The organism is Sporosarcina sp. P18a (genome assembly GCF_002743135.1).
Lineage (GTDB): Bacteria > Bacillota > Bacilli > Bacillales_A > Planococcaceae > Sporosarcina.
Genome location: NZ_PDYQ01000001.1, coordinates 576,805 through 591,780 on the forward strand (window position 1 = coordinate 576,805; position 14,976 = coordinate 591,780).

The following is a 14,976-nucleotide window of genomic DNA, read 5'->3' on the forward strand; positions in this document are numbered from 1 at the left end:
AAGTCAATATGAAGATATTGGCACAAGTATGAAAGGCGTTACACTAGGCTTAGTGGTACCAGCCTAAATGGACATCGATTCCATATAAGACTTGAAGTAATAAGCAGATAAAAAATAACTCATTTCCTTAGGGGCATGGGTTATTTTTTATGTTTAAGGTACCAATTTCCGGCACGATTCAGGATCGCGTCAAGTGTTAGAATCGTTACCTGGTACCCTATTAATGTAATCAGATTACGTATTATTACTAGGCTTCAGCGTTTTTCCAATTGATGCTTCTTTATATGATACTGTAAGCTTTGGCGGGTGATTCCCAGTTTACGGGCAGTTGCTGAGATATTCCAGTCTGTCTGTTCTAAAGAAGTTTGGATAAACTGCTTTTTTGACTGATTCAATAAGTTTTTTATCGGTCTACTTGCTTTTGCTTCGCCTGTTCCTTCAAATAGTTGCTGCTCAGAAATAATTTTTCCACGGATATAGGAAGGTAAATGTTGAATTTCAATTACTTTTGCGTCCTCCGGCACCCGCATGACGATGTTTTGCATCAAATGCTCTAACTCTCTGATATTTCCTGGCCACAAATAGCGTAGCAAAGCATCCCGCAAAGAAGGGGAAAGAGGGGGCGTTTCAGTGCCCATTTTTACTTGGAAATATTCCAAAAAGTAATTAATGAAAAATAAAATATCTTCAGGACGATCGCGCAACGGAGGAATAAATAGACTTGTATTCGCAACACGATAAAACAAGTCTAGTCGCATCCGTTCTTCTTCAATCAATCGTTCGGGGTCTTCATTTGATGCACTAATAACTGTACAGCGGACTGGAGTCACGTCGTTAGAACCTACTCGACGTACTAAACGCTCCTGTAATACACGCATGAGTTTCGACTGCAACGTCATCGGCATGGAATTTATTTCATCCATGAATAGTGTACCTTCTCCTGCATATTCAAATAATCCGATTTGGTCTGTAGCACCAGTAAACGCACCTTTGACCGTACCAAATAATGTACTTTCCAATAGGTTTTCTGGTATAGCAGCGCAGTTGATTGCAACAAATGGCTTATCTCGTCGCGGGCTGTGATTATGCATACTTTGTGCAAATAGTTCTTTTCCAGTTCCCGTTTCGCCTACAATCAGTGTATCTGTATTATGTAAAGAAACTGCCTGCGCTTCTCTTAACAATTCTTTTAATACAGCGCTTTGGCCCTTGATATCTTCAAAGGTGAAAATGGTTCCGTTAGAAGAGAATGCTTTCTCTTCCGCAACTTGATATTTACTTCGCTTAGACTCAATCGTTTGGTAAAGTTGATCTTTTAATTTCGATTCATTTGTACTGATAGAGAAGACTCCGATAGTTTCCCCATCTTTCTTTATAGGAAACGTACTATAGCTGACATAATAGGGTACCCCGGCTACTTTAGAATGTGCTCGGTATCTTGAGAAAATGGGTTTACCGGTATTAAATACATGTCGGTGTTCAGAGAACTGCGGGTTATAATTATACGCGTCCCATAAAGGTTTTCCAATTATTTCTTGAGCGTTTAAACCTTCCATCTTTTCTTGTGCTTCATTATAGAGTGTGATTTCCCCAACAGAGTTACTCATCATGACGCCTTCATCTATAGTTTGAATCACTTCTTCTAAGCAGTACAGACGTGCTTCGTTATTGTCCAATTGAAATGCAAATTCTTTTATACATAAGATAGTTAGTAGTTCCGGCTCGTCCAGACACTGTACAGATACCTGAAGTGGTTGGTCCTCGATCTCTATATAAAATTCCTCTTGATGGTTAAATTGCAAATCACCTCGTTTAAATAACTGTTTGATATCAGTTGTCGTATCTATTGAAAAGGTTAGGTTTTCTTGTAATTCAGACCATAAAACTTTATTAGATGGATCAAGGACGATGGCTCCATCTACAAAACTTCTAGCAAAAGAGCCAATTACTTTAGCAAACATTTAATAACCTCCTATATTTATTACAAATTTTATTATATCACGCAGATTTCAGAAAAGTCTGCACTTGCATGCAAAAAATGTCTGCATAGTTAAAAACGCTCCATAGTTCAGATGATTTAGGAAGAAGAGTAGGAATTGCGCGTGCAAAGAAAAAATTTATCTGCAGGGAAGTGGGAAAGATGCTAGTAATCTTTTGCGAGGGTTCTGAATAATTTTACTAGTCATTAACCTTGATGTAATAAGCTTTAAATTAAATGATTTGAATTTGTTTGTTCACCTTTTGAAAGTTGGCATGGTACTTGCAATATATAAAAGCGAGAAACAAAAAAACTATAATATTCAGGGGGAATTCTTCATGACAACAAAACCAGAAATTTTATATTCCGTAAAAGCGCAAAGAGGACCAGAACTTCGCTGTAAAGGATGGAGACAAGAAGCGATTCTTCGTATGTTAGAAAATAACATGGAAAATGCAGAGAAGCCTGAAGAACTTGTAATCTACGGCGGCATCGGTAAGGCAGCCCGTAACTGGGAGTCTTATCATGCGATTGTCCAATCACTAAAGGATCTAGAAGACGATGAGACGTTGGTTGTTCAATCGGGTATGCCGGTCGCGGTTTTTAAAACACATAAATACGCACCGACAGTTGTCATGGCGACAACGAATATTATGAAAGCAGATTGGCCTACATTCTATGATCTACAAGATAAGAACCTAACAATTTATGCAAACTATACTGCAGCACCTTGGGAGTATATCGGAACACAAGGCGTAATCCAAGGAACATTTGAGACATTGTCAGCAATTGCACGCCTTCACTATAACGACTCTCTTGTGGGTAAGATCCTATTGACTGCAGGTGCAGGTGGTATGGGTGGAAACCAAACACGTGCGATGACAATGCATGGTGGCGTTTGTATCTTAGTTGACTCCAATGTAGAAATTATTAACCGACGCATTGAGAAAGGTTTCATTGATGAACTAGCACCTTCATTAGATGAAGCAATAAAAAAGGCCAAAGAATACGCAGCAGCAGGCAAGCCACTTGGAATCGCAGTAGTTGGAAACGCAGCCGACATATTTGAAGAAATACTGAAGAGTGACTTCCGTCCGGAAATTGCAACGTCTATGACGCCAGGTCATGACCCTATCTCTTATCTTCCTTCTGGTTACACAGTAGAAGAAGCAGAACATTTGCGTGATACAGACCGTGACTTGTACTTGGAAAAAGGTCGCGAAACGATGATTCGGGAATTGAAAGCGCTTATTCAGTTTATGGATGAAGGCGTTCATGCATTTGAATACGGTACAAGCCATCGTAAAGAGTGTATAGATGCAGGGATGGATCAAGAAGAGGCGAAGCGTTTGCCAGGATTCGTAGCAGAGTATATTCGTCCATTATTCTGTGAAGGCCGTGGACCTTTCCGTTGGATATGTCTATCAGGGGAAAAGGAAGATCTTCGTAAAATCGATGATATGATTCTTGAGAAATTCGCTGATGACTACTTGGTTACGCGTTGGATTAAATTGGCAAAGGAACATATTCCGATCGAGGCACTACCTGCACGTATTTGTTATATGGGCTTTGGTCAGCGTAAAAAGTTTGCTTTAGAAGTAAATGACATGGTTCGTCGTGGTGAACTAGCGGGTCCAGTTGCATTCTCACGTGACAACTTGGATTCAGGATCTATCGTTAACCCGACATTCGAATCGGAAAACATGAAAGATGGCAGTGATTTAATTTCTGACTGGCCGATGTTGAACGGACTATTAAACGCAGTGGGTATGTGTGACCTTATCGCAATTCAGGCAAACTACTCTATGGGTGAAGCAGTTCACACAGGTGTGACAATGGTTGCAGACGGTACAGCTGAATCAGATATGCGTCTTGAAGTTGCGATGACAGTAGACTCGGGAATCGGTGTGGTACGACATGCACAGGCTGGTTATGAAACTGCACGTGATGTAGCAAACGGTAAAGGTAAATTGACTGAAGAAAGCATCAAAATTCCATTATGGTGGGAGAAAAAAGCAACATTCGGGCCTAAAGATTTGGAAAAGGCAGAAGCGAAATCATAAGTACTAGAGCCTAAGAAAAGCGGGTGGAGGATGTCAAACGCCTATTTGACCTCCTCTCTTCTTGTTTAATGAACTTAAACACTTACTAGGGTGGGTGAAAAGAATGAATGATGTAAAAGATGTAGTTGTTTTGATGGATCCAGACCCTACTGATAAACAAGACAATATTTACACCATGCGTAATATTTCCAGCTTTTTCTTTTTCAGTTTAATTGGTATCTTCATGTTTTTTATTCCAATAGACTTGAATGGGAAAACTTCTATACCCTTAGATCATTTTGTAACATGGATTCGTAATGCTATTCCGACGATTGTCTCCTATTATATTTTGATCATTATGGTTCTTGGCGCGTCCTATCCTTTTTACTCGGGTGTTTGGCGTAAATCCAAAATTGATATAATTTTCTCTGGACTTAAAGTTTTAGGAGCTGTCGCATCATTTCTTGTTTTATTTGAAATCGGTCCTACATGGCTTTTGGCAGATGATATGGGACCGTATTATTATTCAATAGTATTAACGCCTATAGGTGTATTAATTCCGATTGGAGCAATCTTTTTAGCATTATTAGTGGGGTATGGATTGCTGGAGTTTATCGGTATCCTTATGCAACCTATTATGAGACCCGTTTGGAAAACTCCTGGAAAGTCAGCGGTAGACGCTGTTGCTTCTTTTGTAGGTAGTTATTCTATTGGACTATTGATCACGAATCGCATCTATAAAGAAGGGAAATACTCCCGACGTGAAGCGACTATTATTGCGACTGGTTTTTCTACCGTATCGGCAACATTTATGGTCGTCGTAGCTAAGACGTTGAATTTAATGGAGATTTGGAATCTGTACTTTTGGCTAACGTTCCTAGTAACATTTATCGTTACGGCTATTACAGTCAGAATGTGGCCGATCAACAAAATACGTGATGATTACTATACGGGTGAGGGTTCACCTGAAGTACTTATTAAAGAGAAAAGAATCCAGCATGCTTGGTCAGAGTCGATGCTAACTGTTCAAAATGCGCCTAGTCTTTTTAAAAACGTTATATCGACACTGAAGGATGGCATTCTCATGGCGATGAGTGTACTCCCGTCGGTCATGGCAATCGGTCTTATTGGTTTAATTTTGGCAAATCATACGCCGGTGTTTGATTATTTGGCTTATATATTCTTACCGTTAACGTGGATTTTACAAATACCTGAACCTTTTCTAGCTGCAAAAGCAGCAATGATCAACCTCGTGGATATGTTCTTACCATCATTAATGGTGATAGATGCAAGTCTACATACACGATTCATAGTAGGTTCTATTTCCATCTCAACTATTCTATTTTTCTCCGCATTGATTCCGTGTATCTTATCCACAGATATCCCGATTAAAATGCGAGAAATTGTAGCTCTTTGGTTCATCAGAACGGTCTTGTCATTAATAATCGTAACGCCATTGGCATTTTTGTTTCTGTGAAAGCGCTTTCCGTTAAGAGAGACTATGTTATTTAACTGGAGGTTTCTATTGTGACTCAAATGAATGGTAATACAAAAGTCGATTTAGTAATTCGTCATGCAGCAGAAGTTTTGACTTGTGCCGAAGAAGGAATGGCAGGTCTTGGCGTCATTCAAGATGCTTGGGTTGCAGTGAAAGACGGACTTATTGCAGGAGTAGGTTCGGAAAAAGAGGGAAGTAGCACAATCAATCTGGATGATGCCCAACAAATTGATGCTACTGGAAAGGTTGTCGCGCCAGGGTTTGTTGATTCACATACGCACCTCGTCTTCAATGGTACACGAGTAGAAGAGTACGCTGCTAAAATAGCAGGCGGCGATTTGAAGAAGTTGGAGGAAATGGGCATAACGGCAGGACCGAACCGAACTATTGAACTGACTCGACATGCATCTGAGGATGAGTTATTCCAACAGTCAAAAATGCGAATGATGAACATGTTAGCGTACGGCATGACAACAATTGAAAGTAAAAGCGGATATGGGTTAACGACAGAAAGTGAAATTAAAATTTTGGAAGTTGGACGACGTCTGGATAAAGAAACACCTGTTGATGTATACAACACATTTCTAGGGGCCCATGGATTCCCCGAAGGCATGACAAAAGAAGAGTATTTACGGGTCATTATAGAGGATATGATTCCAAAAGTCGGTGAAAGAAAATTGGCGGAGTTCTGCGATGCTTGGTGTGACGACGGTTACTTCACGGCTGAGGAGTCTGAACAAATACTTGAAGCCGGTTTAAAATATGGCATGAAACCAAAGTTACATGCGGATGCCTATTCTTATATCGGTGGATCTGATCTTGCTGTCAAAATGAATATGGTCTCTGTCGATCATTTAAACTACACACCCATTGAAGTAATGGAGAAACTCGCTAAATCGAATGTAACGGGTGTTTTAATGCCAGCATTGGATTTTGCGGTAGGTCATAAGAAACCGTTTGATGCACGTAAAATGCTGGATTTAGGAATGAATATCGCTCTTGCAACGGATCTTTGCCCAGCATGTTATACAGAGTCGATGCAATTTGTAATCAACTTGGCTTGCAGACTGTATAAATTCACAGTGGAAGAAGCAATCAAAGCAGCGACTTACGGTGGAGCATGCGCCTTAGATTTAGATGATAGAGGCGTGATTGCTGAAGGTAAAATAGCTGATCTACAGATTTGGGCTATTCCTTCATATGTCCATATCGCATATGAACTTGGAACAAATATTGTGGAGACTGTATTAAAAGATGGCGAAGTAGTAATAGAGCATGTAAAAGCACAGTGAGAAAAGGAGCGATTCAGAATGACAAACAAACAAGTGAAGAATAACGCAGCAGAATGCGTGGATGAGAAACGCTTACTCGAATTATTCCTGGAACTTGCAAAAATTGATGGCCCAAGTGGAAAAGAACAAAAGGTAGCGGATTACTTGAAAAAGGCACTACCAGAACTTGGTTTTACCATTGAATTTGATGAAGCGCATAAAGAATTTGGCGGAGAAGTCGGCAACTTGATTGCTTACAAAGAAGGCACGGATTCATCTGTCCCTCCAGTGTTTTTCTCTACACATATGGATACTGTACTTCCAACGAAAGACTTAAAGCCAGTAATCAAAGATGGCGTGATCTACTCTGATGGTACAACAATCCTAGGAGCAGACGACCGTGCGGCATTGGCAGCATACTTAGAAGGTGTTCGTGCCGTGATTGAAAGTGGAATCCCACACGGACCGATTGAATTGGTCTTAACGGTCAATGAACAGCCGGGTCTCGTAGGTGCACGTCATTTAGATTACAGCAAACCGAAAAGTACATTCGGATACATTTTTGACAGTAGCGGCGATGTGGGTCAAACGATTTTGAAAGGTCCATATAGCAGTAGAATTTGGATGAATGTTAAAGGAAATGCAGCACATATTGCGCTGAATTCAGAAGAAGGTAATAATGCATTCATTTTAGCGGCGGCTGGTTTATTGGAGCTACATTTAGGTGAGATCGATGAAGAAACCCTAGCGAATATAGGTATTATCGAAGGTGGAGAACTCACTTCCATTATACCGGGTGAAGTGACAGTCGCAGGTGAAGTGCGTAGTTTTTCTAAAAATAAGCTAGATAAGCAGCTGAAACATATGGAAGACGCGATGCGTAAAGCTGTGGAAAATCGTGGCGGCACGGTAGACGTGAAGATCGAGAAAAAGTATAGCGGTTTCGCCATTCCGGAGGATCATATCCTAACGAAAACCGTTTTGGAAGCGTCGGACAATATAAGCGTCAAGCCCTACCTAACTGAAACGCTAGGCGGTGCTGACACAAATGTATTGAATGAAAATGGCTTGATTTGCTTGACGTTAGGAAACGGCTTTCAAAATATCCATTCATTCAGAGAGTGCATCAGCATAGAAAACCTTACGAATACAGGAAGATTGACTGCTGCATTAATTCAGAAATGGTATGAAAGTCAGAAGTAATCTGATGTGAGAAATGGATCAAAAGACGATACTGCAAGTAGAAAAAGTCCGGGGGGATGAGAGTAATGTTAATGAATCCAGTATTCATTTCCGTAATAGTACTAACAGTATTAAGCCTAGCTAGAGTACATGTCATATTTGCAATATTAATGGCAGCAATAACGGCGGGACTTCTTTCCGATTTATCATTAACAGATACAACATCCCTATTCCTTGGTGGAATGGGCGGCCAGTCTGAAACTGCATTGAGCTATATATTGCTAGGAATCTTCGCGGCTATGATCGCCCATTCGAACATTACAAAAATGTTGATAGATAAATTATTGTCAGTTAAAAAAATGAGTAAGTATATGCTACTATTAATGATTGCGGGCTTGACTTGTCTGTCAGGAAATCTGATACCGGTACATATTGCCTTCATACCGATTCTGATACCGCCTTTGTTGATTTTCTTCAATTATTTGCGTTTAGATCGACGAGCTGTCGCTTGTGCTTTGACGTTCGGTTTGAAGATGCCTTATATGTTAATTCCAGCAGGTTACGGATTGATTTTCCACGGAATAATTGTACAAGAAATCAGCACCAATGGCATGCCAGTCTCATTGTCGCAAGTACCTTTAGCAATGGCATTACCAGCAGCCGGTATGTTTGTCGGTTTATTTGTAGCAGTCTTCATTACGTATCGTAAGCCGCGTGATTATGAATCAGCGGAGGAACGTGCTAGCCAGGAAGAATTATTTTCCTCCACCGTTCAATTAGCAGCTACCGAGGAACCGGTTAGACGTAAATTTGATTTAAGAGATATATTAACACTTGTTGCTATCGTGTCGGCTTTAGTCGTTCAGGTTTCAGTACACTCATTAGTGATCGGGGCGTTAGTGGGCATTATCGTGATGTTCGCTGCAAGGGTCGTCACATTGGGTGAAGGTGAAGCGGTGGTTCAAGAAGGTGTGAAGCTTATGGGAGCGATTGCATTTGTCATGCTTCTTGCCTCAGGCTATGCAACTGTTTTAAAAGATACAGGCTCTGTAACAAATTTGGTGACCGCGGTTGAAGGCTATTTCAGCTATGGTAAAGTAGCTGGAGCTGCACTTCTATTATTGATAGGTTTACTAGTAACAATGGGGATTGGAACATCTTTTGGAACGATTCCGATACTAGCCGCTGTATTTGTTCCGATATGTATGGTGATGGGATTTAGTCCTCTTGCGACCATTGCATTGATTGGTACAGCAGGGGCATTAGGCGATGCAGGTTCACCCGCTTCAGACAGTACACTTGGACCCACATCAGGATTGAATGCGGACGGGAAACATCATCATATTTGGGATACTTGTGTTCCTACATTTTTGCATTATAATATTCCTTTATTTATATTCGGAATAGTAGCAGCTGTAATTTTATAAAAAAGAATAAGAGGTGTTGGAATGAGTAAAGATGGGAAGTTGATTCAATTAGACAGAAACTTTACAGATGAAGAAGAGAAGTTGATCCAATTAGACGGTGAATCACTCGATAGAAAACAAATTGAGCGTATAGCTTTTGGTAAAGTGCCAGTAGGGATTACCGATCATGCATTGCAACGTGTACGAGAAAGTCGGGAGCGTATTGAAAAACAATTACGAGATGGGAAAGTTATCTATGGTGTAAATACTGGATTTGGTAAGTTGAGTGATATTCAAATTGAAGATGAAGACATTACGAAATTGCAACTCAATCTCCTTCGTGCGGACGCTGTAGGTGTGGGGGATCCTTTACCACAACCTGTCGTACGGGCCATGATGGTTTTGCGTGCGAATGCGCTGGCAAAAGGTTTTTCCGGAATTAAAGAAGACACACTACAATTATTGGTTCAGTTAATCAATAAAGGCGTTCATCCAGTCGTTCCTTGTAAGGGTTCTGTAGGTGCAAGTGGTGACTTGGCTCCTTTAGCGCATGTGGCGATTGTGCTAATTGGTGAAGGTCGTGCAGAATTTGAGGGAGAGATCTTGTCTGGCGAAGAAGCGCTAAAGCGTGCGGGATTAAAACCGGTCACTTTGCAGGCAAAAGAAGGACTTGCCTTGATTAATGGTACGCAAGCTATGACTGCAGTTGGTGTTATTGGATTAAATGAAGCTGAGCGTGTAGGTCTAGCTGCAGATATGGCAGCAAGTCTGACAATGGAAGCATTGCAAGGGATCATTACAGCGTTTGATAAGGAGCTTCTAGCTGTACGACCGCATAAAGAAATGGAGTTTGTTGCCTCTCGAATGCGTAATTGGCTAGAAGGTAGTAAACGTATTACGAGTCAGGGGCAAATTCGTATGCAAGACGCCTATTCCATTCGCTGTATTCCGCAAGTGCACGGTGCCTCTTGGCAGTCGCTTCAATATGTCGATGATCGATTACGTGTCGAAATGAATTCTGCCACAGATAATCCGATTATACTTGAGAACGGTGAAATTATTTCTGGCGGTCACTTCCATGGACAGCCGATTGCGCTTGCTATGGACTTCATGAAGGTTGGGGCAGCTGAGTGGGCGAATATTTCAGAAAGACGAATTGAGAGATTAGTGAACCCGCAACTTAGTGGACTTTCTCCATTCCTCGCTACAGATCCAGGTCTGGAATGTGGTTTGATGGTTGCACAATACGCTGCAGCTGCACTTGTTTCGGAGAATAAGGTACTTGCCCATCCAGCGAGTGTAGACTCTATTCCAACTTCTGCTAATCAGGAAGACCATGTCAGTATGGGGACAATTGGTTCTCGACAAGCACGTGAAATCATTCATAACAGTTCCCGTGTCATCGCCATTGAACTGATTTGTGCTTCACAGGCAATTCACCTGGAGCAAGTGGAGAAAGAACTTGCCCCAGCAACTAAAGCCTATTTAGAAAAAGTGCGCACTATTTGCCCGCCATTGGAAGCGGATCGTGATATTTCGCAGCAAATTGAAGCCTTGTCTAATTTTATCTTGCGTGATGATACTTTGACACAAGAGATTCAGTGAGATAGTAGCACATGATCGGTCATTAAAAACCTATTCTATATAATGACACGCAGAGTCGTTATATAGAATGATTCATTATTCTCTTTCTACAGCTACAGTTTTAAAGCGCATCGCCATTATCGCGATGCGCTTTTGTCTGTCAAATCCATTGAACTTATATTGTAAAACCATTATTGCATGCTAGATTGATCGTTTGCATGCACAAAACTTTCACGATTGTTTAAACACTCAAGTTAATTTCACGCACAGCGTTTCAAAAAAATTTGCCATAATATATCACTTTATGATATAACATAATTAGATATATCATAAAGTGATATAGTAGGAGGTGGGAAATTGAAATCATTTGAGCCACTGACGGATTCTGTTTTTTACATTATGGCTTCACTTACGGAGCCCCGGCATGGATACGCTGTAATGAGCTTTGTAGAAGAGACAACAGAAGGTGCATTTGTAATTGGGCCGGCTTCATTGTATTCGATTATTAAAAAATTGCTAAAAGAACAGTTAATCGTTCTACATGATGAATCGAACACACGTCGCAAAGTATACAAGTTGACTGAAATAGGCAGACAGACACTTGCAGTGGATATCGCTCGGAGAAAAGTGATGATTCGAATGGCGGAAACAGGACTAGAAAGGGGAGACACTTGATGAAGAAGAGAAAATATATGGTTTCTGCTGGTTTGGCTTTTTCAGAAGCGGGTGATATGAAGAAACTACGAGATCAAGCATTACAGGGTTGGAATTTGAAACGTTTTCGCTGTGCAGGCTACGAATTGGAAAAGGGCGAGAAGGAGGACGTCATTTACAGTATTGATTATCGTCTGTTGGAGCCCACCGAAAAAGAGGAATACTTTGAGACGTTCGCGAATGCCGGATGGACGCTCGTTTGTTCCGAATATAATATGCATATATTTAAGGCGGAAAGAGGAACTGTGCCGATCTATAGCGACAGTGAATCGGCTAGGGATAAGATCAGACGACTAGCCATTCCTGTTAGAACAGTAACACTTTATCTTATCGGAATGATGATTCTATCAGGACTGCTGATGAAATTCACATCTGGTGTAATTCAAACTGTTGGTACCTTCTTCTTTTACGCAGCTTTCGTTCTTGCTGTGCCTTCCGTTATGACATATGTAGCCACACTGTATCATCGATTGAAACAATAGAAAGAGAAAGAAGGGGACTATTGGAAAGTCGTTTAGTCGCCGGGTGTTATTTCTTTTTTTGAAGGTACCAGGTCCCGACACTATTCTGAATTGTGTCGGGACCTGGTACCTTCATCATGGTATACTAAATCTATAGATAATCTAGTGAGTTACAAATCAATTTTAGGAGGTCACCTCATGGAACTATTCAAGCAATACATAGCGGGTATCGATTCCCCGGAACATTGTCAACGTGTAGAGGAAGTGTTGGCGTGGGTTACTACTACATTCCCGAATTTGGAACCGCAAATGAAGTGGAATACACCTATGTTCTCTGACCATGGCACATTTATTATTGGCATTTCTATCGCAAAGCACCATATGAGCATTTCACCTGAACCAGCAGGAATTACACGTTTTGCGGATGAAATTGCAGAAGCAGGCTATAGCGCTACAAGTGGCTTGTTTAGAATTAAATGGAATGAATCAGTTGATTACGGCTTGATGGAAAAATTGATTGAATTTAATATTCAAGATAAGATAAATTGCACAACGTTTTGGCGTAAATAAGATCGTATTAATTTTTAAAAGTGCGTATGTGCGAAACAAACGAGAAGGTGTAAACATTCGTAAAAGTTTCATGCATAGGTGCTTTTTTGATGTATAGAATAGCTGTTTCAGTTTGGATGACGTAATTTGAAAGGTGAGGAGCATGTATGCAAACGGTTAGCTTAGAAGTTCAAGAATTGACCATTAGATCCTTGGAGTCCACTCATAATAAACTTTCGAATGCGTATAAAAGTATGACGGAAAAGGGCTCCAATACAACACTTGTTGAAAAAAGACGCGATGCTATAAAAGTTGGGTTGGACAGCTTACAAGACGTTTGGTATGATGTAGATTTTTTCTATGACAGAAAAGTGACTTTACAATCTAAAGAGATTTTACAAAGTATCATTCCATCTATTGAAAAGCAATTAGCAAAAGCGAAGGATGGTAGTCCACAAAAAACAGTGAATGAGCGTCGTGTAACCGCGCTCAAACTGGCAATCGAATCCTTAGCGGACCGTCTTAAATAAGTTTCTTTTCCTTGGAGCAGCTATAACAAGCATTTTCCATGATATAAAAGAAAGATAATCATATTATGTAAACTGTTTAGAAATCAATGTGTAGGTAATGAAAAAGTCTTCAGAAAATTAAATACCCATTCTTTCTATAATAAGTATATTTCCGGGGTAATATCTAGCTATCGTAGTGGCTAGATGTTATCTTATTTTTTATGGTCAGTAAAAGGTTTGGAGGAAGGTTCAATACATGAAGGATTTAATACAAGAAAAGATAAAAAATAAAGTGCTTAAAGTCGCTCCCATCATGACTGTGCTACTGATTGGTGGGTTTATCGGATTGTTTAGTGAAACAGCGTTAAATATGACGATGAATGACTTGATAAAGGAATTTGCGATTTCTCCATCTACAGCGCAATGGTTAACTACAGGGTATTTACTCGTGCTCGGTATTATCATTCCCGTTTCGGGGTTACTCATCAAACGTTTTCCAACAAGGAATCTTTTTATAACGAGTATGAGTTTTTCAATTGTGGGTGTATTAATTGCCGCTATATCTCCGAGCTTCATCATGTTGTTAACCGGACGGATTATTCAGGCGATAGGCACTGGGTTATTGGTGCCATTGTTATTCCATACCGTTCTGATTCTCTTTCCACCTTGGAAAAGAGGAACTGCGATGGGATTAGTCGGTCTAGTCATGATGTTTGCACCAGCTATTGGTCCGATTTCTGCCGGATTGATTATTGATTATTTCAATTGGCAACTAATATTTTGGATCATCGCCCCAATCCTAGTTTTCGCATTGATATTCGGGATGATTTACTTACCGAATCTATCCGCTGTTCACAAGCAAAAAATCGATGCATACTCCATAATTCTATCTACCATTGGCTTTGGCGGTATCGTATTTGGATTTAGCTATGCTGGCGAAAGTGACGGATGGTCAAGTCCAATTGTGATGGCATCTTTTGCGGCAGGTTTGATTGCTCTCATTCTATATGCATTTCGTCAAAGATCGATTAAGGAACCGATGTTACATTTGGAAGTGTTTAAGCATCCCATGTTTACGTTAGGCATCATCCTTACGTTGTTTGCTAATCTCATTATATTTTCTTCCAATATTTTATTGCCTTTGTTTATGCAAGCAGGACTTGGTTTATCCGCTTCGATAGCAGGCTTGTTACTATTACCGGGTGGTATTTTTAACGGTATTACGTCTATGGTCAGTGGGCGGATTTTTGATCGATATGGTCCAAGGGGCTTGGTTATTGGTGGATTTTCAATGAGTATTGTGGCTACGCTATTTTTTGCCACGATTTCATCGACGACTAGCTTTTACTTAATCATCATTTTCTTTATGCTCTTAATGATGAGTATGTCCATGGTGACGACGCCATCTCAAACAAATGGAATTAACTCGCTACAGCTAAACCGCTATCCTGATGGTACGGCAATCGTGAACTCTACCATCCAAACGTCTGGAGCAATTGGTACCGCGATTGGGATTACTATATTAAATACATCGCAAAATACATTCTTGCGCAATATTAGCGATCCCATTACGGCAGCTCACCAAGCCGAAGCAGTCATTTCAGGTGTACAAAATGCATTTTTATTTGCCACCATCGTATCCATTCTTGGTTTTGTGTGTTCGTTATTTATTAAGCGAATAAAGGTGGTTTAACAGGTTACAAATTGTTCCCGAACGTATTTTTCTTTTTATGAAACTCTTCTAATAATTTGCACAGTAATGTTTCAGATCCTATTACATTC

12 protein-coding genes are annotated in these 14,976 nt (G+C 40.4%); 11 read left to right on the top strand and 1 reads right to left on the bottom strand.

Annotated features, from left to right (window positions below; all coding sequences use genetic code 11):
- Nucleotides 1-254: 254 nt before the first annotated feature.
- Nucleotides 255-1,961 (bottom strand): sigma-54 interaction domain-containing protein, encoded by a 1,707-nt coding sequence (locus CSV75_RS02935; RefSeq protein WP_099674681.1) that lies wholly within the window; start codon nucleotides 1,959-1,961, stop codon nucleotides 255-257.
- Between the two features lie 355 nt (nucleotides 1,962-2,316).
- Here CSV75_RS02935 and hutU point away from each other — a divergent pair, with 355 nt between their 5' ends.
- From hutU to CSV75_RS02990, 11 genes are all read left to right on the top strand, one after another.
- Nucleotides 2,317-4,041 (top strand): urocanate hydratase, encoded by a 1,725-nt coding sequence (gene hutU, locus CSV75_RS02940; protein ID WP_099674682.1) that lies wholly within the window; start codon nucleotides 2,317-2,319, stop codon nucleotides 4,039-4,041.
- Between the two features lie 103 nt (nucleotides 4,042-4,144).
- Nucleotides 4,145-5,497, top strand: coding sequence for a YjiH family protein (locus CSV75_RS02945; protein WP_233191572.1), 1,353 nt, complete (start codon nucleotides 4,145-4,147; stop codon nucleotides 5,495-5,497).
- Between the two features lie 59 nt (nucleotides 5,498-5,556).
- On the top strand, nucleotides 5,557-6,810 hold the full coding sequence (gene hutI, locus CSV75_RS02950) for an imidazolonepropionase (protein WP_233191612.1): 1,254 nt from the start codon (nucleotides 5,557-5,559) through the stop codon (nucleotides 6,808-6,810).
- An 18-nt stretch (nucleotides 6,811-6,828) separates the two neighbouring features.
- Complete coding sequence (locus CSV75_RS02955) at nucleotides 6,829-7,992, top strand: M20/M25/M40 family metallo-hydrolase (protein WP_099674684.1); 1,164 nt, start codon at nucleotides 6,829-6,831, stop codon at nucleotides 7,990-7,992.
- Nucleotides 7,993-8,057: 65 nt separating this feature from the next.
- Nucleotides 8,058-9,398 (top strand): Na+/H+ antiporter family protein, encoded by a 1,341-nt coding sequence (locus tag CSV75_RS02960; protein ID WP_099674685.1) that lies wholly within the window; start codon nucleotides 8,058-8,060, stop codon nucleotides 9,396-9,398.
- 21 nt (nucleotides 9,399-9,419) lie between these two features.
- The gene (gene hutH, locus CSV75_RS02965) at nucleotides 9,420-10,982 is read left to right on the top strand and encodes a histidine ammonia-lyase (protein ID WP_099674686.1); all 1,563 of its coding nucleotides are present in this window, start codon (nucleotides 9,420-9,422) and stop codon (nucleotides 10,980-10,982) included.
- Between the two features lie 336 nt (nucleotides 10,983-11,318).
- A complete protein-coding gene (locus tag CSV75_RS02970) occupies nucleotides 11,319-11,636 on the top strand; it encodes a PadR family transcriptional regulator (protein WP_099674687.1) in 318 nt (105 codons plus the stop codon).
- Entirely contained in the window at nucleotides 11,636-12,157 is a 522-nt protein-coding gene (locus CSV75_RS02975; protein ID WP_233191573.1) for a DUF2812 domain-containing protein, read from the top strand. The genes CSV75_RS02970 and CSV75_RS02975 overlap by 1 nt, the downstream gene beginning before the upstream one ends.
- Nucleotides 12,158-12,334: 177 nt before the next feature.
- Entirely contained in the window at nucleotides 12,335-12,706 is a 372-nt protein-coding gene (locus CSV75_RS02980) for an iron chaperone (RefSeq protein ID WP_099674689.1), read from the top strand.
- Between the two features lie 146 nt (nucleotides 12,707-12,852).
- Complete coding sequence (locus tag CSV75_RS02985; protein WP_099674690.1) at nucleotides 12,853-13,215, top strand: hypothetical protein; 363 nt, start codon at nucleotides 12,853-12,855, stop codon at nucleotides 13,213-13,215.
- Nucleotides 13,216-13,450: 235 nt separating this feature from the next.
- Nucleotides 13,451-14,887, top strand: coding sequence for a DHA2 family efflux MFS transporter permease subunit (locus CSV75_RS02990; RefSeq protein WP_099674691.1), 1,437 nt, complete (start codon nucleotides 13,451-13,453; stop codon nucleotides 14,885-14,887).
- The last annotated feature ends 89 nt before the right edge of the window (nucleotides 14,888-14,976 follow it).